Here is a 24962-nt window from a genome sequence, read left to right as displayed (position 1 = left end):
CATGACCACCAGCGAGCTGCGCACCTTCACGTCCGAATCGGTCACCGAGGGGCATCCCGACAAGATCTGCGACCAGATCTCCGACGCGATCCTCGACGACATGCTGAGCCAGGACACCGGCGCCCGCGTCGCCGTGGAGACCATGGTCACCACCGGGCTCGTGCACGTCGCCGGCGAGGTCCGCACGACCGGCTACAGCGACGTCTCCCACATCGTGCGCGACGTGATCCGCGAGATCGGCTACGACTCCTCCGAGAAGGGCTTCGACGCGGACTCCTGCGGCGTCGAGGTCTCGATCGGCGCGCAGTCCCCGGACATCGCCCAGGGGGTGGACACCTCCTTCGAGGCGAGAGGCGACGTCTCGGCCGAGGCCTTCGCGCGTCTCGGCGCCGGCGACCAGGGGCTCATGTTCGGCTACGCCTGCAACGACACCCCCGAGCTGATGCCGCTGCCGATCCACGCCGCCCACCGCCTCACCCAGAACCTCTCCACCGCCCGCCGCGACGGCGTGCTGCCCTACCTCCGCCCCGACGGCAAGACCCAGGTCTCCATCGGCTACGACGAGGACGGCGTGGCCCGCAGCGTCGAGGCCGTCGTCGTCTCCACGCAGCACAGCGAGGAGGTCGACCTGGACGCCCAGCTCGCGCCCGCGATCTCCAGGGTCGTCATCGCCCCGGTCCTCGAGGACCTCGCCGCGCAGGGCCTGGACGTCTCCGAGGTCGTCACCCACATCAACCCCTCCGGCCGCTTCGTGCTCGGCGGGCCCAAGGGCGATGCGGGCCTGACCGGCCGCAAGATCATCGTCGACACCTACGGCGGGATGGCCCGCCACGGCGGCGGCGCCTTCTCCGGCAAGGACCCCAGCAAGGTCGACCGCTCCGGCGCCTACGCCATGCGCTGGGTCGCCAAGAACATCGTCGCCGCCGGCCTCGCCGACCGCTGCGAGGTGCAGGTCGCCTACGCGATCGGCGTCGCCGAGCCGGTGGGCCTGTACGTCGAGACCTTCGGCACCGGGAAGGCGCCCGCGCACCGGATCGCCGCCGCCGTGCGCAAGGTCTTCGACCTCCGCCCCGCCGCGCTGATCGAGGCGCTGGACCTGCTGCGCCCGATCTACTCCCTCACCTCCGTGCACGGCCACTTCGGCCGGGAGCTGCCCGAGTTCACCTGGGAGCGCCGCGACCGCGCCGAGGAGCTGGAGCGCGCCCTGTGACCGCCCCCGACACCTCCGGCGCCCCCGGCGCGGGCCGCACCGCCCCGACGCTGGACCCCGCCCTCACCGCCCGGCTCAAGCACGACGGCACCGGCCTGCTCACCGCCGTCGTGCAGGACGCGAGCGACCAGCGCGTGCTCATGGTCGGCTGGATGGACGACGAGGCGCTGCGGCGCACGCTCACCACGGGCCGGGCGACCTACTGGTCCCGCTCCCGCGGCGAGTACTGGCGCAAGGGCGACACCTCCGGCCACGTCCAGTTCGTGCGCTCCGTCGCGCTGGACTGCGACGGCGACACCCTGCTGGTGCAGGTGGACCAGGTCGGGGCCGCCTGCCACCGCGGCACGGACACCTGCTTCGACGGCGGCGACCTGGACGCCGTCGTGCTGACCGAGAAGGAGCGTTCCCTGTGACCGTCGAGGACGCCCGCCCCGAGGCCTATCCCGAGCGCATCGGCGGCCGCGAGGGCATCGCGCTGGGCGAGATCACCCCGGACCGCGAGACCTTCCGCGAGCTCGCCGCACGCCAGCGGGTCGTGCCCGTCTCGGTGCGGCTGCTGGCCGACGAGGACACCCCCGTCTCGCTCTACCGCCGGCTCACCGCCGACGGCGGCACCCGCGGCACCTTCCTGCTGGAATCCGCCGGGGAGGGCGAGGCCTCCCGGTACTCGATCATCGGCACCCGCGCCCGTGCGGTGCTCACCGAGCGGGACGGCGCCGCGCACTGGCGCGGCGACGTCCCCGCTGGGGTGCCCACCTCCGGCAGCCCCGTCGAGGCCCTCGCGGCCGTGACCTCCGCGTTCCGCGCCGCCCGCCAGCAGCATCTGCCGCCGTTCTCCGGCGGGCTCGTCGGCTACGTCGCCTACGACGCGGTGCGCCACTGGGAGAAGCTGCCCGAGGCGCCGCCGGACGAGATCGGTCTGCCGGACCTCTCGATGCTGCTGGCCCAGGACGTCGTCGTCCACGACGCCCACGACTCGACCGTCGTCCTGGTCGCCAACGCCCTGAACCTCAACGCCACCGACGACGGCGTGGACGCCGCCTACGACGACGCCCTCGCCCGCCTCGAGACGCTCCGTCAGCGGCTGCGCACCCCCGCGGTCGGCGGACCGACCGTCTACGACACCGTCAGCGAGCTCGAGCCCAAGGCCCGCACCGCCCAGCGCGAGTACGAGGCCGCGGTCCACGAGGCGGTGCGCGACATCGTCGACGGGGAGATCTTCCAGGTCGTCCCCTCGCAGCGCTTCTCCCTGCCGATCGCGGCGGACCCGCTGGACGTCTACCGGGTGCTGCGCCGCATGAACCCCAGCCCCTACATGTACCTGCTGCGCACCGAGGACGCCGACGGCGAGCCGATCGACGTGGTCGGCGCGAGCCCCGAGTCGCTCGTGACCGTCCGCGGCACCACCGCGACGACCCACCCGATCGCCGGCTCCCGCCCCCGCGGCGCGAGCCCCGAGGAGGACGAGCACCTGGCGGCCGAGCTGCTGGCCGACCCGAAGGAGCGCTCCGAGCACCTCATGCTCGTGGACCTCGCCCGCAACGACCTGCAGAAGTTCTGCGCTCCCGGTACCGTGGTGGTGCGGGACTTCATGCACATCGAGCGGTTCAGCCACATCCAGCACATCGTCTCCACCGTCACCGGCACCCTGCGCGAGGACGCCGCGGCCTACGACGCGCTGCGCGCCACCTTCCCGGCCGGCACCCTCTCCGGCGCCCCGAAGCCCTCCGCGATGCGGATCATCGACCGGCTCGAGCCCGTGCGCCGCGGCGTCTACGGCGGGACGGTCGGCTACTTCGACTTCGCCGGCGACATGGACATGGCGATCGCGATCCGCACCGCCGTGATCAAGGACGGCACCGCGCACGTGCAGGCCGGCGGGGGAGTGGTCGCCGACTCCGACGCGACCATGGAGCACCGCGAGACCCAGGCCAAGGCCGCCGCCGCGCTGCGCGCCGCCGCCTCCGCCGACACCCTCCGCCCCGCATGAGCGCCGAGCAGCGACCGCGCCGCACCGGGCCCTCGCGCCGCTCCGCCGTCCTCGGCGGCCTCGTCGCCGCGGGCGCCCTGGCCGGCACCACGCGCGCCACCTGGGTGCAGGCCACCGCCCCCGACCTCGCCGGCACGGCGCAGGACGTCGCGGTGGGCGGCGCGGACGCCGCCCCGGCGGTGCTCGCCCTCGCCCTCGCGGCCCTCGCCGCGGCGCTGGCGACCTCGCTCTCGAGCCGCTGGGTGCGCTTCCTCACGGGGCCGGTCCTGATCGCCGCCGGGCTCGGCGCGGGACTCGCCTCCCTCACCCTGCTGCGCGACCCCGCTGCGGCGGCCGGCTCCGCCGTCGCCGAGTCCACCGGGGTGGTCGGCGCGGAGGTCGCCGCGGACGCGACCAGCTGGCCGCTGATCGCCCTCGTCCCGGCCCTCGCCGTGATCGCCACCGGCGTGATCGTGCTGCTCGCAGGCGGTTCCTGGCCCGTCGGCAGTCGCTACCGCAGCGCCGCCGTCACCACCGCCGCCGACCCCGCCGAGGACCCCGCCGCCGCCTGGGACGCCCTCACCCGCGGCGAGGACCCGAGCCTCGCCGGCCCCGACGAGGACGAGGACGCGCCGCGCGCGGGGACGGACCCCGCCGACGCTCCCGGGACCGACGGCGCCGGGACGCCCCCGCAGCGCTGACCGCCTCGCGCAGCATGCCGCGGACGATGCCGTCGTCCGACGGCATGACGTGGCACAATGGCCCCGACCGGGACCCAGACTGGAGAAGGATCATGTCGAAGACCTACACCGTGCCGCCGCCGCCCCATCACAACGAGGGGAAGACCGTCGCGGCGTGGACGATGAACATGGGCATCGTGATCGGCTCCGTCCCGATCGCCGCGGGCCTCATCCTCCCCGAGATGACGGTGCTGATCTGGGTCGGCGCCGCGATCGTCGTGCTCGCGATCCTGGCCGGCGTCGTGATGTCCAAGGCCGGCCTCGGCCAGCCCAAGAAGTACGGCCACCCGGTCGCCGAGGCCGTCGCCGTCGCCGAGACCCGTCCCGACGAGGCCCCCGCCGAGGCCGGCGCCCGGTGACCCTCGCGGCGCAGGAGCGGGACGAGCAGCTCGGCGCGGGAGGACCCGCGCGCGGTGCGCACCGGCTCCTGCTGCCGCTCGGCATCATGGGCGCCGCACTGGCGCTCGCGGTCGGGGTGCAGCTGATCTTCGACCCGTTCCGCGCCCATGTGCCGCTGTGCATCGTCAACCACCTCACGGGCATCGAGTGCCCCGGCTGCGGAGCGCTCCGCGCCGTGCACTCCCTGCTCGCCGGTGACCTGCTGCTGGCCCTGCGCAGCAACCTGCTGATCATCCTCGCGATCCCGCTGACCGCGATCGGCATGGGGGTGTGGACGCTGCGCCGGGCGCGGGGCCTCACCACCGAGCTGACGCCCTCCCGCACGACGGTGCTCGCGCTCACCGGCGTCGTGCTGGTCTTCACGGTGCTGCGGAACCTCCCCGCCTTCTGGTTCCTGGCACCGATCTCGTACGTCGGCGGCTGAGCCCCGCCCCGCGGACCGCAGCCTCGTGCGCGACGCCGCCCCACCCGCTTCAGGAGGATCGAGTGACCACCACCGGAACCGTTCTCGACGACATCATCGTCGGCGTCCGCGAGGATCTCGCCCCCCGGCGTCGCGCCGTGCCGGACGCCCAGATCGAGGCGCGCGCTCAGGCCGCCGCCCCCGCCCTCGACGCCCGCGCCCGACTGGCCGGCGACGGCACCACCATGGGTCTGATCGCCGAGGTCAAGCGCGCCAGCCCCTCCAAGGGCGCCCTGGCGGAGATCCCCGAGCCGGCCGAGCTCGCCGGCACCTACGCGGACTCCGGAGCCTCCGCGATCAGCGTCCTCACCGAGCAGCGCCGGTTCCGCGGCTCCCTCGCCGACCTCGACGCCGTCCGCGAGCGGGTCGACGTGCCGGTGCTGCGCAAGGACTTCTTCGTCGAGCCGTACCAGGTGCACGAGGCCCGCGCCCACGGGGCGGACATCGTGCTGCTGATCGTCGCCGCGCTCGAGGACGGTCCGCTGCAGGAGCTGTACGCCCTCACCGGCGAGCTGGGCATGCAGGCGCTGGTCGAGACCCATACGGAGGAGGAGCTCGAGCGGGCCCTCGCCCTGGACCCGCAGCTCCTCGGCGTCAACGCCCGCAACCTCAAGGACCTCACCGTCGACCTGGACCGTGCCGCGGCCCTGCTGCGCCGTATCCCCGCCGGCCCCCTCGCCATCGGCGAGTCCGCGGTCGCCGCCCGCGCCGACGTCGAGGCCTACGCCGCCGCCGGTGCGGACGCCGTCCTGGTCGGTGAGGCCCTGGTGACCTCCGGGGACCCCGCCGGCGCCGTCTCCTCGTTCCGCAGCGTCGCCCGCCGCGGCCGCCCCCTCCCGGAAGGAGCCCAGGCATGAGCACCCCCGACCCCGTGCTGCCCGACCTCACCCGACCCTCGACGGCGCTGCGCTCCGAGGCCGGGCCCTACTTCGGCGACTTCGGCGGGCGCTTCCTGCCGGAGGCGCTCGTGCCCGCCCTCGACGAGCTCACCGAGACCTACGAGAAGGCGATCGTCGACCCGGAGTTCACCGAGGAGCTGCGGCGTCTGGCCGCCGAGTACACCGGGCGTCCCTCGCTGCTGTCCGAGGCGCCGCGCTTCTCGGCCCTCGCAGGCGGCGCGCGGATCCTCCTCAAGCGCGAGGACCTCAACCACACCGGCTCGCACAAGATCAACAACGTGCTCGGCCAGGCGCTGCTGACCCGACGCATGGGCAAGACCCGCGTGATCGCCGAGACCGGCGCGGGCCAGCACGGCGTCGCCACCGCGACCGCCGCGGCCCTGTTCGGGCTCGACTGCACGATCTACATGGGCGCCGAGGACACCGAGCGCCAGGCCCTCAACGTCGCCCGCATGCGCCTGCTCGGCGCCGAGGTGGTCGCCGTCAAGCAGGGCTCCCGCACCCTCAAGGACGCGATCAACGAGGCCTTCCGCGACTGGGTCGCGAACGTGGAGACCACCCACTACCTGCTGGGCACCGTCGCGGGACCCCACCCGTTCCCCGCCATGGTGCGCGACTTCCACCGCATCATCGGCGAGGAGGCCCGCGCCCAGACCCTCGAGCGCGTGGGCCGACTGCCCGACGCGGTCGTCGCCTGCGTCGGCGGCGGCTCCAACGCGATGGGCATCTTCCACGCCTTCCTCGACGACACCGATCCGCTCGTGCGCCTCGTCGGCTGCGAGGCCGGCGGCGACGGCGTCGCGTCCGGCCGCCACTCGGCGACCATCACCGGCGGCTCCGCCGGTGTGCTCCACGGCGCGCGCAGCTTCGTCATGCAGGACGAGGACGGCCAGACCATCCCCTCGCACTCCGTCTCCGCCGGACTGGACTACCCCAGCGTCGGCCCCGAGCACGCCTGGCTCGCCGACATCGGCCGCGCCGAGTACCGCGCGATCGACGACGGCCCCGCCATGGAGGCCTTCGCGCTGCTGTCCATGACCGAGGGGATCATGCCCGCGATCGAGTCCGCCCACGCCCTCGCCGGCGCGCTCGAGCTGGGACGCGAGCTCGGGGAGGACGCCGTGATCCTGGTGAGCCTCTCCGGACGCGGGGACAAGGACGTGGACACCGCCTCGCGCTGGTTCGGGCTGGTGGGCGACGATCCCGCGCGCGCCGACCTCGCCGTCCTGCGCGATCTCGCCCGCACCGCAGCACCCGCCGACCAGGAGGAGGCCCGATGACCGCCGCCGACACCCGCCGCCTGCGCGCCGGCGACGTCCTGGACCGCGCACGCGCCGAGGACCGCGCCGCGCTGATCGGCTACCTGCCCGTCGGATATCCCGACCTCGAGGGCTCGATCGAGGCCGCGAAGGTGCTCATCGACCACGGCGCGGACATGATCGAGCTGGGCCTGCCCTACTCCGACCCCGTCATGGACGGGGCCGTGATCCAGCAGGCCGCCTCCGCCGCGCTCGAGCGCGGCACCCGCACTCGGCAGGTCCTGGAGGCCGTCGAGCAGCTCTCCGGCCGCGGCGCCGCGATCCTGGTGATGAGCTACTGGAACCCGGTGCTCGCCTACGGGCCCGACGCCTTCGCCCGCGACCTCGCCGCCGCCGGCGGCGCCGGGCTGATCACCCCCGACCTCATTCCCGACGAGGGCGCCGACTGGATCGCCGCCTCCGAGCAGCACGGCGTGGACCGTGTGTTCCTCGTCGCACCGAGCTCCCCGCGGGACCGGCTCGAGCATGTGGTCTCGCACACGCGCGGATTCGTGTACGCGGCGAGCACCATGGGCGTCACCGGCACCCGGGCCAGCGTCTCCACCGCCACGGAGGGCCTCGTCGAGCGCACCCGGGCGGCCGGGGCGAGGAACGTCTGCGTGGGTCTGGGCGTCTCGAACGGTGAGCAGGCCGCGCAGGTCGGCGCGTACGCTGATGGAGTGATCGTCGGCTCCGCCTTCGTGCGCGCCCTGATCGAGCACGAGGGCGACGACGCGGCGGCCCGCACGGCCCTCGCGGCCGTCGCGGCGGATCTCCGCGGCGGCGTCGAGCGCGCCCGCACCTGACCAGCCCCGCAGGACCGACAGCCGAGAGGAGTGCACGCGATGATCCCCAGCCCGAGCATCTCCGCCCTCTCCCTCGGCCCCCTCACGATCCACTTCTACGCCCTGTGCATCCTCGCCGGCATCGGCGTGGCGCTGTGGTGGGCGACGAAGCGGTGGGAGGCCCGCGGCGGCGACGGCGACACCCTCTTCGACATCGTCTTCGTCGCGGTGATCGCCGGGATCATCGGCTCCCGCGTCTGGCACGTCCTGACCTCCCCGGCGCCCTTCTTCGGGCCAGGGGGCGACCCGCTCTCGGTGCTGTACATCTGGCAGGGCGGGCTCGCGATCTACGGCGGCGTCGCCGGCGGTGCCCTCGCGGTGTGGATCATGGCCCGGCTCAAGGGCGTCTCCTTCACCGCGCTGGCCGACACGATCGCCCCCACCATCATGCTCGCCCAGGTGCTGGGCCGCTTCGGCAACTGGTTCAACCAGGAGCTCTACGGCCCGCCGCTGGACGCCTGGTGGGCATGGGACGTGACCTGCGAGACGAACGGGACCACGATCGCCGGCTGCGTGCCGGGCACCTACCACCCCACCTTCCTGTACGAGCAGCTGTGGAATCTCGCCGGCCTCGCCGTGCTCCTGCTGCTCAGCCGCCGCTTCCAGTGGGCGGGCGGCCGCGTGTTCTGGGCCTATGTCGCGATCTACTCCACCGGCCGCGCCTGGATCGACGCGATCCGCTCCGAGCCCGTGCTGATGGTCGGCCCGCTGCGCATCCACACCCTCGTCGCCCTGCTGATGGTGCTCGTGGGGGTGGGGATGTTCGTGCTGCTCACCCTGCGCAAGCAGAAGCGCGGGGGAGAGGTCGTCGCCGCCGACGGCTCCTTCAGCCTGCCCGCCCAGACCGAGGGCAACGGCCCCGACGAGGACGAGGTCGAGAAGTCGGGCACGCCTCCCTCTCCCGGCCCCGCTCCCTCACCCGGCCCCTAGGGCCCCTCCTCCGGACGGCGCGAAGCGCGCGGAGGGCGGCCCGGGGCCGGGGCGCTCGTCGGATCCTCGACGAGCTCGTCACCGGCCGCCGCTCCAGAAGGGCTCCCGCGTCATGCTCCCCCTCACCTCCCGCTTCTCGTCCCTCCCCGCCGCCCAGGGCCTCTACCGGCCGGACAGCGAGGTCGACTCCTGCGGCGTCGCGATGATCGCGACGCTCCGCGGCACCCCCCAGCACCGCATCGTCCAGCACGCCCTCGAGGCACTGCGGAACCTCGATCACCGCGGCGCGGTCGGAGCCGAGGAGAACACCGGTGACGGCACCGGGATCATGGTCCAGCTGCCCGACGCCTTCCTCCGTGAGGTCAGCGGTCTGGATCTGCCGCCGCTGGGGCAGTACGCCGCCGGCATCGCCTTCGTGCCCCGCGAGGCCGACGGCCGCGCCGCCGTGCTCGAGACCCTCGAGCGCGTCGCCGCCGAGGAGGGCCTGCGACTGCTCGGCACCCGCGAGGTGCCCGTGACCGACGGGCTCGTCGGCCCCTCGGCCGAGAAGGTCCGCCCCGACTTCGTGCAGGTCTTCCTCGCCGACGCCCGCGCCGAGCGCACCGGCCTCGAGCTCGAGCGGGCCGTCTTCGCCACTCGCCGCCGCGTCGAGCACGCCACCGGGGGCTACTTCCCCTCCCTCTCGACCCGGGTGATGGTGTACAAGGGGATGCTCACCCCCGTCCAGCTCGACGAGTTCTACCCCGATCTGCGCGACCCCCGCTTCGCCTCCGCCCTCGCGATCGTCCACTCGCGCTTCTCGACCAACACCTTCCCGGCCTGGGCACTCGCCCACCCCTTCCGCACCCTCGCCCACAACGGCGAGATCAACACGGTGATCGGCAACCGCAACCGGGTCCAGGCGGCCGAGGGATCGATGGCCACCGACGCCTTCGGCGAGGACTTCTCCCGCCTGCTGCCGATCACCACACCCGGCGGCTCGGACTCCGCGGGCCTCGACGAGGTCGCCGAGCTGCTGCACCTCTCCGGCCGCTCCCTGCCCCACGCGCTGATGATGCTGGTGCCCGAGCCGTGGGAGAACGACGAGTCGATGGACCCGGACCTGCGGGCCTTCTACGAGTTCCACGCCGCGCTCCAGGAGCCCTGGGACGGGCCCGCGGCCGTCGTCTTCTCCGACGGCACGCAGGTCGGCGCGCGCCTGGACCGCAACGGCCTGCGTCCGCTGCGCTACTGGGTGATGGAGGACGACCTGGTGATCCTCGGTTCCGAGACGGGCGTCGTGGACGTCCCCCGCTCCGAGGTGGTGCGCACCGGCCGCATCGCCCCCGGCGAGATCTTCCTGCTCGACCTCGAGGCGGGCGAGATCGTGCCCAGCGACGAGCTCAAGCACGAGATCGCCACCGCCCGCCCCTACGCCACCTGGGTGAAGGAGCAGAAGGTCGCGCTCGGTGACCTGCCCCGGCGCGAGCACATCACCCACTCCCGCTCCTCCGTGCTGCGCCGCCAGCAGACCTTCGGGTACACGGAGGAGGAGCTGCGGGTGCTGCTCGCCCCGATGGCCGCCAAGGGCGCCGAGCCGCTCGGCGCCATGGGCACCGACACCCCCATCGCGGTGCTCTCGGACCGACCCCGGCTGCTGTTCGACTACTTCACGCAGATGTTCGCGCAGGTCACCAACCCGCCGCTGGACTCGCTGCGCGAGGAGATCGTCACCTCGCTCGGGGTGAGCATCGGCCGGTCCCGGAACCTCCTGGACGCGACCCCGCAGCATGCCCGGCAGCTGTCGCTGGACGCTCCGGTGCTGGACAGCGACCAGCTCGCGCAGCTGCTCGCGGTCGATGCCCACCCCGCCACGGCCGACTTCCACACCGTGCGGCTGCGCGGCCTCTACCCGGTCGCCGGCGGCACCGCCGCGCTGCGCGCACGGCTCGAGGAGATCTGCGAGGAGGCCGTCGCCGCGATCGATGACGGCGCGACCTTCCTGGTCCTCTCCGACCGCGACACCAACCAGGTCCTCGCCCCGATCCCCTCGCTGCTGATGACCAGCGCCGTCCAGCACCACCTGGTGCGCACAGGCCGACGCACCTCCGCCGCGCTCGTGGTCGAGGCCGGGGACGTGCGCGAGGTGCACCATGCGGCGCTCCTCATCGGCTACGGCGCCAGCGCGGTCAACCCCTATCTCGCGATGGAGAGCGTCGAGGAGCTCGTCGAGCGCGGGGTGGTCAGCGACCTCAGCCCCGAGCAGGCCGTCGCGAACCTCGCCAAGTCGCTGTCCAAGGGTGTCCTGAAGATCATGTCCAAGATGGGCATCTCCACGGTCGCCTCCTACCGCGGCGCCCAGATCTTCGAGGCCGTGGGCCTCAGCCAGGAGCTGGTGGACACCTGGTTCCCCGGCACCATCAGCCGCATCGGCGGCATCGACCTCGAGGTCATCGCCGAGGAGATCGCCGCCCGTCACGCCCTGGCCCATCCGGTCGACGGCGTGCACCCGCCCCACCGCGGCCTGCCCGTCGGCGGCGAGTACCAGTGGCGCCGCGAGGGCGAGCCGCACCTGTTCACCCCCGAGTCGGTGTTCCGCCTGCAGCACTCCACCCGCGCGAGGAAGTACGACGAGTTCCGCGCCTACACCGACGCGGTCGACGAGCAGCACGAGCGGCTGCTGACGATCCGCGGGCTGCTGCGCCTGCGCACCGACGACTCGCCCGCGATCCCGCTGGAGGAGGTCGAGCCGGTCGAGTCGATCACGCGACGCTTCATGACCGGTGCGATGAGCTACGGCTCCATCTCCCAGGAGGCCCACGAGACCCTCGCGATCGCCATGAACCGCCTGGGCGGCATGTCCAACAGCGGCGAGGGCGGCGAGGACCCCGAGCGCCTGCACGACCCCGAGCGGCGCAGCGCCATCAAGCAGATCGCCTCCGGCCGCTTCGGCGTGACCAGCGAGTACCTGACCTTCGCACGCGACATCCAGATCAAGATGGCGCAGGGCGCGAAGCCCGGCGAGGGCGGACAGCTCCCGCCCGAGAAGGTCTACCCCTGGATCGCCCGGACCCGCCACTCGACCCCCGGCATCGGTCTGATCTCCCCGCCCCCGCACCACGACATCTACTCGATCGAGGACCTCGCCCAGCTGATCCACGACGCGAAGAGCGCGAACCCGGCCGCGCGCGTGCACGTCAAGCTCGTCTCCCGCTTCGGGGTCGGCACGGTCGCCACCGGCGTGTCGAAGGCCCATGCGGACGTCGTGCTGATCTCCGGGCACGACGGCGGCACCGGCGCGAGCCCGCTGAACTCCCTCAAGCACGCCGGCACCCCCTGGGAGCTCGGCCTCGCCGAGACCCAGCAGACCCTGCTGCTGAACGGGCTGCGCGACCGGATCACCGTCCAGGTCGACGGGCAGATGAAGACGGGCCGCGACGTGGTGATCGCGGCGCTGCTCGGGGCCGAGGAGTACGGCTTCGCCTCCGCGCCGCTGGTCGTCACCGGCTGCGTCATGATGCGCGTCTGCCACCTGGACACCTGCCCCGTCGGCGTCGCCACCCAGAACCCGGAGCTGCGCGCCCGCTACGCGGGCCGGGCCGAGCACGTGGTGACCTTCTTCCAGTTCGTCGCCGAGCAGGTGCGCGAGCACCTCGCCGCGCTCGGGCTGCGCTCCCTGGACGAGGCGATCGGACGCACCGACCTCCTCGCCCTGCGCGAGGACCAGCGGGCGCTCACCGCGCTCGGCGAGGCGAAGCGCGAGGGCCTCGACCTCGCCGCCGTGCTCGCCGCGCCCGAGATCCACCCCGGCGACTTCCCGCGCCGCCGCCGCGGCCAGGACCACGGCCTGGAGAAGGCCCCGGACCATCCCTGGATCGCTGCGGCCGAGGAGGTGATCGATGCCCGCGCGGGCACGGTCCGGATCCCCGGGCAGGTGCGGAACATCGACCGCAGCGCGGGCACCCTGCTCGGCCACGAGGTCACCCGCCGCACCGACGGCGCGGGCCTTCCCGACGACGCGATCGTGCTCGAGCTGACCGGCACCGGCGGACAGTCCTTCGGGGCGTTCCTCCCGCGCGGCGTGAGCATGCACCTCACCGGCGATGCGAACGACTACGTCGGCAAGGGGCTCTCGGGCGGCGTGATCGCCGTCGGCCACGGCGCCGGCACCGGGCCCTCGCTGACCTCCGCCCCGATCGCGGGCAACACCTGCGCCTACGGCGCCACCAGCGGCCGCCTGCTGCTGGCGGGCGCCGCGGGGGAGCGGTTCGGGGTGCGCAACTCCGGCGCGACCCTGGTGGTCGAGGGGATCGGCGACCACGGCGCCGAGTACATGACCGGAGGCGCCGTGATCGTGCTCGGCCCGACCGGCCGCAACCTCGGCGCCGGCATGAGCGGCGGCACCCTGTTCGTCCTGGACCTCGACCCCTCCTGCCTGAACCCGGCCGACGCCCGGGGCTTCTCCGTCGCCCCTGTGCGCGAGGAGCACCGCGGCTTCGTCCTCGAGGCGCTGCGCGACCACCTGGCCCGCACCGGCTCCGACCGGGCGGCCGCGCTGCTGGCCGACGAGGAGGAGCTGATGGGGCGCCTCACGGAGATCGCGCCCCGCGCCTTCCTCACCATCACCGCGATCCGGGACGACGCGGTGGCCCAGGGGCTCGACCCCGATGCGAACGATGTCTGGAACGAGATCATGGAGGCCACCCATGGCTGATCCCCGAGGATTCCTGCGCACCCGCGACCGCGAGCTGCCCGCCCGCCGCCCGGTCCCGGTGCGCCTGATGGACTGGCGCGAGGTCTACGAGGCCCGCGAGAAGGGCACCCTCTCGGTGGTCTCCCGCCAGGCCGGGCGCTGCATGAACTGCGGCATCCCCTTCTGCCACCAGGGCTGCCCGCTGGGCAATCTGATCCCGGAGTGGAACGACCTGGTCTACCGCGACGACTGGGAGGAGGCCGCCGAGCGCCTCCACGCGACCAACAACTTCCCCGAGTTCACCGGCCGCGCCTGCCCCGCCCCCTGCGAGTCCAGCTGCGTGCTGGGCATCAACCAGCCGCCGGTGACGATCAAGAACGTCGAGGTCTCGATCATCGACCGCGCCTTCGAGGAGGGCTGGGTGCGCCCGGTCCCCGCGACCCGGCACACCGGCCGCTCCGTCGCGGTCGTCGGCTCCGGGCCGGCGGGCCTCGCCGCCGCCCAGCAGCTCACCCGCGCCGGCCACGCCGTGGTCGTGCTCGAGAAGGACGACCGCCTCGGCGGTCTGCTGCGCTACGGCATCCCCGAGTTCAAGCTCGAGAAGCGACACGTCGACCGTCGCCTCGCCCAGATGCGTGAGGAGGGCACCCGCTTCCGCACCGGCGTCGACGTCGGCGGGACCGGCGAGGGTGCGCTGTCCGTCGAGGAGCTGCGCACCCGCTTCGACGCGGTCGTGCTCGCGACCGGCGCGAGCGTGCCGCGCGAGCTGGCCGTCCCCGGCCGGGAGGCCGCCGGGATCCACCCCGCCATGGACTACCTCACCCAGGCGAACCGCCTCGTCGAGGGCGACTGGCTGGGGGAGCGGATCTCCGCCGAGGGCAAGGACGTGGTGATCATCGGCGGCGGCGACACCGGGGCCGACTGCCTCGGCACCGCGCTGCGCCAGGGCGCCCGCTCGGTGACGACCCTCGCCATCGGCACCCAGCCGCCCAGCGAGCGGGACGAGTCCCAGCCCTGGCCCACCCACCCGGTGCTCTTCGAGGTCTCCACCGCCCACGAGGAGGGCGGCGCACGCTCCTATCTCGCCTCCACCACCGGATTCGAGGTCGACGCGGACGGCGCCGTGACGGGCCTGCGCGTGGCCCGGACGCAGTTCGTCGACGGTCGCCGCACCCCCACCCCCGGCACCGAGACCGTGCTGCCCGCCACCCTGGTGCTGATCGCGATGGGCTTCACCGGCGCGAAGGAGCAGGGGCTGCTCGAGCAGCTCGGTGTGGAGATGACCTCACGCGGCACCGTCGTGCACGACGGCTCCTGGGCCACTTCGGCGCCCGGCGTCTTCACCGCGGGCGACTGCGCCCGAGGCCAGAGCCTCATCGTGTGGGCGATCGCAGAGGGCCGCTCCTGCGCGGCGGCGGTCGACGAGCACCTGATGGGCACCAGTTCCCTCCCGCGCCCCGTGCGCCCCGGCGAGAAGCCTGTCACAGTGTGAAAGACTAGGCGGAGTACACGCGACGCCGCGGCCCTGTCACGGCGCTCGCGCGCTGTCCTGCGGGCCGCGGCCCTTCACTCGAACTACAGATGGGTTGACATGCGCAAAGCGAAGATCGTCTGCACCCTTGGTCCCGCGACCAACACCTACGAGCAGATCCGGACGCTGATCGAAGCCGGGATGAACGTGGCGCGGATGAATCTCAGCCACGGCACTCACGAGGACCACGAGCAGGTCTACGCCAACATCCGCAAGGCCTCCGACGACCTCGGCAAGAACGTCGCCGTGCTCGTCGACCTGCAGGGCCCGAAGATCCGACTGGGCAGCTTCGCGGACGGCCCCCACATCCTCGAGATCGGCGACACCTTCACGATCACCACCGACGACATCGTCGGCACGAAGGAGCGCGTCTCGACGACGTTCAAGGGCCTGCCGGGCGACTGCCGCCCCGGCGACGTGCTCCTCATCGACGACGGCAAGGTCTCCGTGCGCGTCACCGACGTCACCGAGACCGACGTGACCACCGTCGTGGAGGTCCCCGGACCCGTCTCCAACCACAAGGGCATCAACCTGCCCGGCGTGGCCGTCTCCGTCCCCGCCATGAGCGAGAAGGACATCGCGGACCTCCGCTGGGGCCTCGCCCTGGGCGCGGACCTGATCGCCCTGTCCTTCGTGCGCGACGCCCACGACATGGACGACGTGCTCCGCATCATGCAGGAGGAGGGGCGCCGCGTCCCGGTCATCGCGAAGATCGAGAAGCCGCAGGCCGTGCGCGCGCTGCGCTCGATCGTCGGCGCCTTCGACGGCATCATGGTCGCCCGCGGCGACCTCGGCGTGGAGCTCCCGCTCGAGCAGGTCCCGCTCGTGCAGAAGCGCGCGATCGAGCTGGCCCGCCGCAACGCGAAGCCCGTGATCGTGGCCACCCAGGTGCTCGAGTCGATGATCGAGAACCCGCGCCCCACCCGCGCCGAGGCCTCCGACTGCGCCAACGCCATCCTCGACGGCGCCGACGCGGTCATGCTCTCGGGCGAGACCAGTGTGGGAAAGTACCCCTTCGAGACCGTGCGCACCATGGCGCGCATCGTCACGAACACCGAGGAGAACGGCGCCGACCGCATCCTGCCGCTGGGCACCATCCCGCACACCCGCGGCGGTGCGATCACCCGCGCGGCCTCGGAGATCGGCGACCAGCTCTCGGCGCAGTACCTGGTGACCTTCACCGAGTCCGGCGACACCGCGCGCCGCCTCTCGCGGCTGCGCCCCACCATCCCGCTCCTGGCGATGACCCCGTACCCCGAGGTCGCTCGCCAGCTGTCCCTCACCTGGGGCGTGGAGGCGCATCTGGTGCCCATGCAGAAGGACACCGACGAGATGGTCACCGTCGTCGACGAGCTCCTGCGCGAGCAGAAGGGGCTGCAGAAGAACGACCTGGTCATCATCGCGGCCGGTTCGCCCCCCGGCGTCCACGGCTCGACCAACACCCTGCGCGTGCACCGCATCGGCGACCTCGACGGCACCGAGTCGGCCCGCATCGAGGCCGACCGCATCGCCACCGGCCAGTGAACGCCGAGCAGTGACCAGCGGGCGAAGGCCCGTCCGGCCCGGGGAGACCCCGGACCGGGGACGGCGCCCGCGGCCGATGGCCGCGGGCGCCGTCCCGTGCGTGCCGGGTGCGGGACTCGAACCCGCACGCCCTTGCGGACAGCGCATTTTGAGTGCGCCGCGTCTACCGTTCCGCCAACCCGGCCTGCCCTCGGGTGCCGAGGGCTGGACTAGGATACCGCTGATGACCACCGGCCACCGCCGTCGGGTGCAGAGCACCCGGGCGCCGGCCCCGACCAGACACAGGGCGACATGACTGACGACTTCACCGAACTTCCCGACGACGCCCAGGACACCGCCGCCGCGGGTGATGCACCGCGCCGCACCGCGGTCGTCGCCGAGGACGAGAGCCTCATCCGTATGGACATCGTGGAGACGCTCACCGAGGCGGGCTTCGACGTGATCGCCGCCGTCGGCGACGGCGAGAGCGCCATCGAGAAGACCCGGGAGCTGCGCCCCGACGTCGTGATCCTCGACGTGAAGATGCCCCAGACCGACGGCGTCACCGCCGCCGAGAAGATCGGCGAGGAGAACCTCGCCCCCGTCGTGATGCTCACCGCCTTCTCGCAGTCAGAGCTGGTCGAGCGGGCCCGCGACGCCGGCGCGATGGCCTACGTCGTCAAGCCCTTCACCCCGGCGGACCTCCTGCCGGCCGTGGAGATCGCGATCTCCCGCCACCAGCAGATCGTGCAGCTCGAGTCCGAGATCGCGGACCTGGGCGAGCGCTTCGAGACCCGCAAGCGCGTGGACCGCGCCAAGGGCCTGCTGCAGACCAACATGGGCCTGTCCGAGCCGGAGGCCTTCCGCTGGATCCAGAAGACCTCCATGGACCGTCGACTGACCATGCGCGAGGTCGCCGAGGCGGTCGTCGACCAGCTCGGCGGCCAGGGCAAGGACTGAGGGCCGGCAGGCACCATCGACCGGCGCGCGGGGGCGCGCCGGTCCTGCGGAGGGGGACACCGAGCACATGGGCATCACGCGACGCACGCTCGTGCGCGGACTGGGGGCCGGTGTGCTCGGCGCCGGGGCGCTGAGCGGCTGCAGCCAGGGCGGCGGGATCGGCCGCGGGAGGCGCCGTCGCCCCACCACCACCGAGCCCACCGCGGGTGACCTCGAGGAGCCAGACCAGCCGCTCGTGATCGGGCAGATCGGCGCCTCCTACGGCCGGATGGCGAGGTTCGAGGAGGCGATCGCGGTCTCGATCGACGAGGCGAGGATCGACGTCAACGCCCGCTGGGAGGGCCTGTTCGGCCACGAGGTCGTGCTCCTGGAGCGCCACGTCATGGAGGCGCCCGGCGAGGACCTCGCCCCGGTCATCGCCGAGATGGCCGATGCCGGCGCCACCTGCGTGATCACCTCGATCGACGAGGGGTCCCTGATCGCGGCGATGCCCGCGCTGGTCGAGGCGCAGCTGGCGATCCTCGACGTGCTCACCTCCGGGATGGGCGTCCGCGCGGCCGAGGTGAAGACCTCGAACCTGCTGATCCGCCTCGCCCCCAACGACCGCGTGATGGCGGCCCGCTACGCCGAGGAGGCCCTCGGCGGCGGGGGAGGGGAGAAGTCCGGACCCGCCGGCACCGTCGCCTATCTCTCCGAGGACACGCTCCAGGGACGCAGCCTGCTGAACGAGATGACGCAGGTGCTGAACCCCTCCAGCGGCCGGGTCGTCAGCCAGCAGTTCTACGAGGTCGGGAAGATCGGTGACATCGGCGCCCGGGTGAAGGCGGTCCTCGAGTCCCCGCCCGCGCTGCTGGTCGCCAACGGCGGGGCGGAGCTCGCCCCGTTCCTCTCCGCCCTGCACACCGCGACCCTGGACGAGGGCAAGCGGCCCAGGATCGAGTTCCCACGGCGGATCTCGCCGGCGGCGACGATCGACTACTCGCAGGAGCCGGTCGCGAAGGACCTCGCCCCCGAGTCGCTGACCGCCGTGACCGGCTACGAGCCGGGCGGCGAGATCACCGTCGACCACGAGAACATGATGCTCAACCGCGATCCCGAGTTCCTGCGGCGCGGCTACGCCTACTCGCAGCACGGCTACGACGCGCTGGTGATGCTGTGCCTCGCGGCGCAGCACGCCCTCTCGGTCGAGGGCACCGCCCTCGCCGCGGCCCTGAACGCCGTCCTCACCGGCAGCGAGGAGTGCACCGACTTCGAGGAGTGCCGCCGGGTGATGACCACGGCGCTGGAGGCGGGGGAGAAGGCCACCGTCGCCTACGTCGGCCGGATGGGGAAGGTCGAGCTCGGCGGGCAGTCGGACGCCCGCGTCGGCCAGCTGCGGGAGTACACCTGGAACGAGGCGAACGTGATGCAGCCCGGCACCGCCGGAGGCTTCGAGGCGCCCGAGTGAGGCGCGCCCGGGCGGCGACGGCGCCGCTCAGCGCGGAGGCAGCAGCTGCGTCGCGACCGTGATCGTGCTCAGCAGGGTCCCGGCCTCGTCGTGGACGTCCACCAGGTAGCTCGCGACCTGACGACCGAGATGGCGCGGGGTGCACGTCGCGGTGACCCAGCCCTCGCGCGCCGAGCGATGGTGCAGGGCGGAGACAGAGGTGCCCACCGCTTGGGCCCCCTCGCCGTGCACCTCGCGGGCGCGCAGCAGCGCCGCGACCGAGGCGATCGACTCGGCCAGCGCGATCGTTGCCCCGCCGTGCAGCAGCCCGGCCGGCTGGGTGCTGCCCGCGACCGGCATCCGCATCGTGCCGCCGCTCGGGGAGAGGGTCAGCACCTCCATGCCCAGCCGCTCCACGAGCGTCCCGGCGAAGGACGCCTCGAGCTGGGCGGCGAGCCGCGCGTCCAGGAGCGCCGGCGCCCCCTCGGTCGCGCCGACGGGGGCGGTGGCGGGGTCTGCGGGGCGGACGCGCTGATCGGACATGCCCCGAGACTGCCACAGCCCCCCGGGTGCGCGGAGGTGATCGCGACATGGGAGACTGCTCCTCATGAGTGCGAGCGACACCGATGACCAGCGCCTCCTTCTGATCGACGGCCACGCGATGGCGTTCCGGGCCTTCTTCGCCCTGCCTGCGGACGGCTTCAGCGATGGCCGCGGCCAGGCCACCAACGCCGTCTACGGCTTCACCCGCATGATCATCAACGTCGTCGCCTCCGAGCGGCCCACCCATCTCGCGGTGGCCTTCGACCTGCCCGGCGGGACCTTCCGCGACCGCATCTACGACCAGTACAAGGGCGGCCGCGACGAGACCCCGCAGGCCTTCCACGGCCAGATCGGCCTGATCCAGCAGGTGCTGGACGCGCTCGGTGTGCGCTGGCTGACCTACGAGGACTACGAGGCCGACGACATCATCGCCACCCTCGCCACGCGCGCGGAGGAGCAGGGCCACGAGGCGCTGATCGTCTCGAGCGACCGCGACGCCATCCAGCTGGTGGGGGAGAAGGTCACCCTGCTCCAGCCCGTCAAGGGCGTCACCGAGATGCGCCGCATGACCCCCGCCGCCGTCGAGGAGAAGTACGGGATCCCGCCGGAGCGCTATCCGGACCTCGCCGCGCTCGTCGGCGAGGCGGCGGACAACCTCCCCGGCGTCCCCGGCGTCGGCCCGAAGACCGCCGCGAAGTGGATCGTGCAGTACGACGGGCTCGACGGCGTGCTCGCGCACGCCGAGGAGATCAAGGGCAAGGCCGGCCAGTCCCTGCGCGACCACATCGAGGACGTCAGGCGCAACCGGCTGATGAACGCCGCCTTCACCACCCTCGAGCTGCCCGAGGACCCCGGGCACTACGCCCTCGGCGGCGGGGACCGCGCCCGCGTGCTCGAGGTGTTCGACGACCTCGCCTTCGGCGACACGATCCGCCGCGACCTTCCCGCCGCGCTGCTGGGCGAGGACGTGGCCGAGGAGGCGGCCCCCGAGCCCGCGGCCGACGTGCTGCGCCTGCGCGATGCCGCCTCCCTCGCCTCCCTGCTCGGCGAGGAGGACGCCCCGCTCTCCCTCGACCTCGTCGAGGACGTGCGCGGCGGGGCGCTGCTGGGCCTGGCGACCCCGGAGCAGGCCGGCGCCGCCGCGCTCGGCGCCCTGGACTCCGAGGCCTCCGAGCTGCTCGGCGCGGCCCTCGAGGGCTCCCGGGAGCTGCGGATCGCGGACGTCCCCGCCCTGCGCGAGCGCCTGGCGGAGAACGGCTACCGCCTCGGGGACGGGGTGCGCGACCTGGCGCTGGAGTCCTTCGTGCTGCGCCCCGGCGCCCGCAGCTACGACACCGAGGCCCTCGCCGCGGATCTCGCGGGCGCGAGCTTCGAGCCGAAGCCGCGCAAGCCCGCCGAGTCGACCCTGAAGAAGGAGAGCGCGGAGACCCGCGCCGAGCACATCGCCCGGGCCGAGGACCGCCTCGCGAGCGCCGTCTCCGCCCTGCACCCCGCCGCCGCGGAGCTCGCGGCCCGGATCGAGGCCGCCCCCTGGGCGGGAGCATCCTCGACGACCTCGAGCGCCCCCTCCAGCGGGTGCTCGAGACGATGCACTCCCGCGGCATCGCGATCGACCACGCCGCTCTGCAGTCCCTGCGCGAGGAGTTCGAGGGCTTCGTCGCCCAGGCCAGGCGCGAGGCCGGCGAGATCGTGGGGGAGGAGGTCAACCTCGCCTCCCCGAAGCAGCTGCAGGTGGTGCTCTTCGAGACCCTCGCCCTGCCCACCACGCGCAAGATCTCCTCCGGCCACTCCACCGACGCCGAGTCCCTCACCGATCTGATGGAGTCGCTCGACCCGGACTCCGCCGGCCACCGCTTCCTCTCCTGGCTGCTGCGCTTCCGCGAGATGAGCAAGCTGACCGGCTATCTCGTGGGCCTGGACAAGGAGATGGACACCGGCTCCCGCGTCCACACCACCTTCCAGCAGACCGCCGCCGCGACGGGCCGGCTCGCCTCGACCGAGCCGAACCTGCAGAACATCCCCGTGCGCACCTCCGAGGGTCAGCGGATCCGCGACGTCTTCGTCGCGGGCGAGGGCTTCGAGTCGCTGATGACCGCGGACTACTCGCAGATCGAGATGCGCATCATGGCCCACCTCTCGGAGGACGAGGGGCTGATCGAGGCCTTCCGCTCCGGGGAGGACCTCCACAACTTCGTCGCCTCGCGCGTATTCGGCGTGAGCCCCGACGCGGTCGATCCGGCCATGCGCTCCAAGACCAAGGCGGTCAGCTACGGCCTCGCCTACGGGCTCTCCGCCTTCGGCCTCTCCCGCCAGCTGCGGATCTCCCGCGCGGAGGCGACCGCGCTGCGCGACGGCTACTTCGAGCGCTTCGGCGGGGTGCGCGACTACCTCCACCGCAGCGTCGAGAAGGCCCGGGAGACCGGCTACACCGAGACGATCCTCGGCCGGCGCCGCTACCTCCCGGACCTCACCAGCGACAACCGGCAGCGCCGCGAGAACGCCGAGCGGGTCGCGCTGAACTCCCCGATCCAGGGCAGCGCCGCGGACCTCATCAAGCTCGCGATGCTCGCCGTCGAGGAGCGGATGCGCGAGGCGGGGCTGCGCTCGCGCATGCTGCTCCAGGTCCATGACGAGCTCGTGCTCGAGGTCGCCCCCGGCGAGGTCGAGCAGGTGCGGGAGATCGTCGAGGACGGCATGGACTCGGCCTACGAGCTCTCGGTCCCGCTCGAGGTCGGCATCGGGGTGGGACGCACCTGGCGCGAGGCGGCCCACTGAGGACTGGTGCCTCCGTCTCCGCCCCGTCGCCGGACGGGGCGGACATCACACCGGCGCGCCGCGGACCGCTCGCCGGAACCCTCGCGCGCCGGGGTGGATCGCTGGTAGGCTGTCTGAGGCTTGTGCGCCCCGGTGCACGAGCGAACCGTCCTCCCGGCCCGGACCCCTGGTCCCGCCGACGGGCGGAGCACGTCCCCCGACCCTACTCATTTCCTGTCCCGACGGAGTCCATACCTACATGACCGACACCACGACCCCCCAGATCGCCATCAACGACATCGGTGACGCCGACGAGCTCATGGCCGCCATCGATGCCACCATCAAGTACTTCAACGACGGCGACATCGTCGAAGGCACCGTGGTGAAGGTCGATCACGACGAGGTCCTCCTGGACATCGGCTACAAGACCGAGGGCGTCATCCCCTCGCGCGAGCTGTCCATCAAGCACGACGTCGACCCGGCCGACGAGGTCGAGGTCGGCGACGAGATCGAGGCCCTCGTCCTCCAGAAGGAGGACAAGGAGGGTCGCCTGATCCTGTCCAAGAAGCGCGCCCAGTACGAGCGCGCCTGGGGCTCGATCGAGCAGATCAAGGAGGACGAGGGCGTCGTCACCGGTCGCGTCATCGAGGTCGTCAAGGGCGGCCTCATCGTCGACATCGGCCTGCGCGGCTTCCTCCCGGCCTCCCTCGTGGAGATGCGCCGCGTCCGCGACCTGCAGCCCTACGTCGGCCAGGAGATCGAGGCGAAGATCATCGAGCTGGACAAGAACCGCAACAATGTGGTCCTGTCCCGCCGCGCCTACCTGGAGGAGACCCAGTCCGCGGTCCGCTCCGACTTCCTGCAGACCCTCCAGAAGGGCCAGGTCCGCGAGGGCGCCGTGTCCTCGATCGTCAACTTCGGCGCCTTCGTCGACCTCGGCGGCGTCGACGGCCTGGTCCACGTCTCCGAGCTGTCCTGGAAGCACATCGACCACCCCTCCGAGGTCGTCGAGGTGGGCCAGAAGGTCAAGGTCGAGGTCCTGGACGTCGACATGGACCGCGAGCGCGTCTCCCTGTCGCTGAAGGCGACCCAGGAGGACCCCTGGCAGCTCTTCGCCCGCACCCACGCCATCGGCGAGGTCGTGCCCGGCAAGGTCACCAAGCTCGTCCCCTTCGGCGCCTTCGTCCGCGTCGAGGACGGCATCGAGGGTCTCGTGCACATCTCCGAGCTGGCCCAGCGCCACGTGGATCTGCCCGAGCAGGTCGTCACCGTCGACCAGGACGTCTTCGTCAAGGTCATCGACATCGACCTCGAGCGTCGCCGCATCTCCCTCTCCCTCAAGCAGGCGAACGAGGGCGTGGACCCCGAGGGCGACGACACCACCTTCGATCCCGCGCTCTACGGCATGGCCGCGGAGTACGACGCCAACGGCGAGTACAAGTACCCCGAGGGCTTCGACCCGGAGACCAACGAGTGGCTCGAGGGCTACGACGCCCAGCGCGAGGAGTGGGAGGCCCAGTACGCGGCCGCCTACGAGCGCTGGACCGCCCACAAGGCCCAGGTCGCCGAGGCGATCCGCGCCGACGAGGAGTCCGCGAACGCTCCGGCCGCCGCCTCGACCTCCTCCTCGTCCGAGTCCGCGCCCGCCGCGCAGTCCTCCTACCAGTCGAGCTCCTCGGACGAGGGCACCCTCGCCTCCGACGAGGCCCTGGCCGCCCTGCGCGCCAAGCTCACCGGCAACTGATCCTCGGATCACCCGACGGCCCGGTCCCCGCGACTCGCGGGGGCCGGGCCGTCCCCGTTCCCGGCGTTCGGGCGGCGCCGATCCGGGAGAATCGCGGCAGGGCACACTAGGGTCATGACCACTTCTCTCGAGTCCCACCCGATCCACACCTGGCTCACGGACATGGACGGCGTGCTCGTCCACGAGCAGTCCGCTCTGCCCGGCGCCCCCGAGTTCATCGCCGCGCTGCAGCAGTACGGGCGGCCCTTCCTGGTGCTGACCAACAACTCGATCTTCACCCCGCGCGATCTCCGGGCGCGCCTTGCCCGCAGCGGCATCGACCTCCCCGAGGAGTCGATCTGGACCAGCGCCCTGGCCACCGCCCGCTTCCTCGCCGAGCAGCAGCCCGGCGCCTCCGCCTACGTGATCGGCGAGGCCGGGCTCACCACCGCCATCCACGACGAGGGCTTCATCCTCGCCGACAGCGACGTCGAGTTCGTGGTGCTGGGGGAGACGCGCACCTACTCCTTCGAGTCCATCACCCGGGCCATCCGGCTGATCAAGGGCGGGGCGAAGTTCATCGCCACGAACCCCGACGTCACCGGGCCCAGCGCCGAGGGTCCGCTGCCGGCGACCGGCTCCGTCGCCGCGATGATCACGGCCGCGACCGGGATCCATCCGTACTACGTCGGCAAGCCGAACCCGCTCATGATGCGCACCGCCCTGAACCGCATCGGAGGCCACTCGGAGACCTCGGTGATGATCGGTGACCGGATGGACACGGACGTGAAGTCGGGGCTCGAGGCGGGCATGCGCTCGATCCTCGTCCTCACCGGCTCCACCGACGTCGACGAGATCGCGCAGTTCCCCTTCCGGCCCACCGCGGTGCTGGACGGCATCGCGGACGTGGTCCCCTTCGTCGAGCGGCTGACCCCGCACGAGGCCGTCGAGCTCGACGAGGACTGACATCACGGGGCCGGCATCGGTGCCCGGACCGGACCGACAGCCGCTCTCCGACCTGTCCGGCCCGCTCTGTGAAGATCCGGTGATGCCGGCGTGCGGGGTCGGCGAGTCCGCCTTGACCCCGGGCGTCCGAG

General features: G+C 72.7%; 18 protein-coding genes, 1 tRNA gene and 1 pseudogene. 18 read left to right on the top strand and 2 right to left on the bottom strand.

Annotated elements, in window-relative coordinates; translation table 11 throughout:
* Window position 1: 1 nt before the first annotated feature.
* The 13 genes from metK (at window position 2) to pyk (ending at window position 16480) form a co-directional block, all read left to right on the top strand.
* Window positions 2-1210, top strand: a complete 1209-nt coding sequence (metK, locus tag RBL05_RS02560) for a methionine adenosyltransferase (protein ID WP_263309707.1) — start codon at window positions 2-4, stop codon at window positions 1208-1210.
* A complete protein-coding gene (hisI, locus tag RBL05_RS02555) occupies window positions 1207-1623 on the top strand; it encodes a phosphoribosyl-AMP cyclohydrolase (protein WP_318604062.1) in 417 nt (138 codons plus the stop codon). The genes metK and hisI overlap by 4 nt, the downstream gene beginning before the upstream one ends.
* Entirely contained in the window at window positions 1620-3200 is a 1581-nt protein-coding gene (locus RBL05_RS02550) for an anthranilate synthase component I (RefSeq protein WP_308740693.1), read from the top strand. The genes hisI and RBL05_RS02550 overlap by 4 nt, the downstream gene beginning before the upstream one ends.
* Window positions 3197-3880 (top strand): Trp biosynthesis-associated membrane protein, encoded by a 684-nt coding sequence (locus RBL05_RS02545; protein WP_308740694.1) that lies wholly within the window; start codon window positions 3197-3199, stop codon window positions 3878-3880. The genes RBL05_RS02550 and RBL05_RS02545 overlap by 4 nt, the downstream gene beginning before the upstream one ends.
* A 92-nt stretch (window positions 3881-3972) precedes the next feature.
* A complete protein-coding gene (locus RBL05_RS02540) occupies window positions 3973-4278 on the top strand; it encodes an HGxxPAAW family protein (protein ID WP_263309703.1) in 306 nt (101 codons plus the stop codon).
* Entirely contained in the window at window positions 4275-4742 is a 468-nt protein-coding gene (locus tag RBL05_RS02535) for a DUF2752 domain-containing protein (RefSeq protein ID WP_308740695.1), read from the top strand. The genes RBL05_RS02540 and RBL05_RS02535 overlap by 4 nt, the downstream gene beginning before the upstream one ends.
* Before the next feature lie 62 nt (window positions 4743-4804).
* Window positions 4805-5638, top strand: a complete 834-nt coding sequence (trpC, locus tag RBL05_RS02530; RefSeq protein ID WP_308740696.1) for an indole-3-glycerol phosphate synthase TrpC — start codon at window positions 4805-4807, stop codon at window positions 5636-5638.
* Window positions 5635-6960, top strand: coding sequence for a tryptophan synthase subunit beta (gene trpB, locus RBL05_RS02525; RefSeq protein WP_308740697.1), 1326 nt, complete (start codon window positions 5635-5637; stop codon window positions 6958-6960). Before trpC ends, trpB begins: the two co-directional genes overlap by 4 nt.
* Window positions 6957-7784 carry a tryptophan synthase subunit alpha gene (gene trpA / locus RBL05_RS02520; RefSeq protein WP_263309699.1) on the top strand — a complete coding sequence of 276 codons (828 nt, stop codon included), beginning with the start codon at window positions 6957-6959 and terminating at the stop codon, window positions 7782-7784. Before trpB ends, trpA begins: the two co-directional genes overlap by 4 nt.
* Window positions 7785-7823: 39 nt before the next feature.
* Window positions 7824-8753 (top strand): prolipoprotein diacylglyceryl transferase, encoded by a 930-nt coding sequence (gene lgt, locus RBL05_RS02515; RefSeq protein WP_263309698.1) that lies wholly within the window; start codon window positions 7824-7826, stop codon window positions 8751-8753.
* Between the two features lie 112 nt (window positions 8754-8865).
* Complete coding sequence (gene gltB, locus RBL05_RS02510) at window positions 8866-13446, top strand: glutamate synthase large subunit (RefSeq protein WP_263309697.1); 4581 nt, start codon at window positions 8866-8868, stop codon at window positions 13444-13446.
* A complete protein-coding gene (locus RBL05_RS02505) occupies window positions 13439-14917 on the top strand; it encodes a glutamate synthase subunit beta (RefSeq protein ID WP_308740698.1) in 1479 nt (492 codons plus the stop codon). The genes gltB and RBL05_RS02505 overlap by 8 nt, the downstream gene beginning before the upstream one ends.
* Before the next feature lie 99 nt (window positions 14918-15016).
* On the top strand, window positions 15017-16480 hold the full coding sequence (gene pyk / locus RBL05_RS02500; RefSeq protein ID WP_308740699.1) for a pyruvate kinase: 1464 nt from the start codon (window positions 15017-15019) through the stop codon (window positions 16478-16480).
* 101 nt (window positions 16481-16581) lie between these two features.
* On the opposite strand, the gene RBL05_RS02495 is transcribed toward pyk, so the two are convergent.
* Window positions 16582-16664, bottom strand: a tRNA-Leu gene (locus tag RBL05_RS02495).
* Between the two features lie 107 nt (window positions 16665-16771).
* Here RBL05_RS02495 and RBL05_RS02490 point away from each other — a divergent pair.
* Together RBL05_RS02490 and RBL05_RS02485 are read left to right on the top strand one after the other, a co-directional pair.
* Window positions 16772-17419, top strand: a complete 648-nt coding sequence (locus tag RBL05_RS02490; protein ID WP_040367239.1) for an ANTAR domain-containing response regulator — start codon at window positions 16772-16774, stop codon at window positions 17417-17419.
* 67 nt (window positions 17420-17486) lie between these two features.
* Entirely contained in the window at window positions 17487-18866 is a 1380-nt protein-coding gene (locus RBL05_RS02485; RefSeq protein WP_318604061.1) for an ABC transporter substrate-binding protein, read from the top strand.
* 27 nt (window positions 18867-18893) lie between these two features.
* Here the strand turns inward: RBL05_RS02485 and RBL05_RS02480 are convergent, their stop codons facing one another.
* Window positions 18894-19388 (bottom strand): hotdog fold thioesterase, encoded by a 495-nt coding sequence (locus RBL05_RS02480; protein WP_308740701.1) that lies wholly within the window; start codon window positions 19386-19388, stop codon window positions 18894-18896.
* Between the two features lie 64 nt (window positions 19389-19452).
* On the opposite strand from RBL05_RS02480, the pseudogene polA reads away from it, so the two are divergent.
* The 3 genes and pseudogenes from polA to RBL05_RS02465 all read left to right on the top strand — a co-directional run bounded on the left by polA (window position 19453) and on the right by RBL05_RS02465 (window position 24831).
* Window positions 19453-22163 (top strand): annotated as a pseudogene (gene polA / locus RBL05_RS02475) (DNA polymerase I).
* Between the two features lie 238 nt (window positions 22164-22401).
* The gene (rpsA, locus tag RBL05_RS02470; protein ID WP_053915848.1) at window positions 22402-23886 is read left to right on the top strand and encodes a 30S ribosomal protein S1; all 1485 of its coding nucleotides are present in this window, start codon (window positions 22402-22404) and stop codon (window positions 23884-23886) included.
* 114 nt (window positions 23887-24000) lie between these two features.
* The gene (locus tag RBL05_RS02465) at window positions 24001-24831 is read left to right on the top strand and encodes an HAD-IIA family hydrolase (RefSeq protein WP_263309691.1); all 831 of its coding nucleotides are present in this window, start codon (window positions 24001-24003) and stop codon (window positions 24829-24831) included.
* Window positions 24832-24962 lie beyond the last annotated feature (131 nt).

Source organism: Brachybacterium sp. GU-2 (assembly GCF_030866705.2).
Taxonomy (GTDB): Bacteria; Actinomycetota; Actinomycetes; order Actinomycetales; family Dermabacteraceae; genus Brachybacterium; species Brachybacterium conglomeratum.
This window is presented reverse-complemented; position numbering and strand designations above follow the sequence as displayed.

What these genes read in the sequence shown, in the direction of transcription:
- metK (WP_263309707.1), top strand. Translation starts at nt 2, where the DNA reads ATGACCACCAGCGAGCTGCGCACCTTCACGTCCGAATCGGTCACCGAG.
- RBL05_RS02545 (WP_308740694.1), top strand. Translation starts at nt 3,197, where the DNA reads ATGAGCGCCGAGCAGCGACCGCGCCGCACCGGGCCCTCGCGCCGCTCC.
- RBL05_RS02540 (WP_263309703.1), top strand. Translation starts at nt 3,973, where the DNA reads ATGTCGAAGACCTACACCGTGCCGCCGCCGCCCCATCACAACGAGGGG.
- trpB (WP_308740697.1), top strand. Translation starts at nt 5,635, where the DNA reads ATGAGCACCCCCGACCCCGTGCTGCCCGACCTCACCCGACCCTCGACG.
- trpA (WP_263309699.1), top strand. Translation starts at nt 6,957, where the DNA reads ATGACCGCCGCCGACACCCGCCGCCTGCGCGCCGGCGACGTCCTGGAC.
- lgt (WP_263309698.1), top strand. Translation starts at nt 7,824, where the DNA reads ATGATCCCCAGCCCGAGCATCTCCGCCCTCTCCCTCGGCCCCCTCACG.
- gltB (WP_263309697.1), top strand. Translation starts at nt 8,866, where the DNA reads ATGCTCCCCCTCACCTCCCGCTTCTCGTCCCTCCCCGCCGCCCAGGGC.
- RBL05_RS02505 (WP_308740698.1), top strand. Translation starts at nt 13,439, where the DNA reads ATGGCTGATCCCCGAGGATTCCTGCGCACCCGCGACCGCGAGCTGCCC.
- pyk (WP_308740699.1), top strand. Translation starts at nt 15,017, where the DNA reads ATGCGCAAAGCGAAGATCGTCTGCACCCTTGGTCCCGCGACCAACACC.
- RBL05_RS02490 (WP_040367239.1), top strand. Translation starts at nt 16,772, where the DNA reads ATGACTGACGACTTCACCGAACTTCCCGACGACGCCCAGGACACCGCC.
- RBL05_RS02485 (WP_318604061.1), top strand. Translation starts at nt 17,487, where the DNA reads ATGGGCATCACGCGACGCACGCTCGTGCGCGGACTGGGGGCCGGTGTG.
- RBL05_RS02480 (WP_308740701.1), bottom strand. Translation starts at nt 19,388, where the DNA reads ATGTCCGATCAGCGCGTCCGCCCCGCAGACCCCGCCACCGCCCCCGTC.
- rpsA (WP_053915848.1), top strand. Translation starts at nt 22,402, where the DNA reads ATGACCGACACCACGACCCCCCAGATCGCCATCAACGACATCGGTGAC.
- RBL05_RS02465 (WP_263309691.1), top strand. Translation starts at nt 24,001, where the DNA reads ATGACCACTTCTCTCGAGTCCCACCCGATCCACACCTGGCTCACGGAC.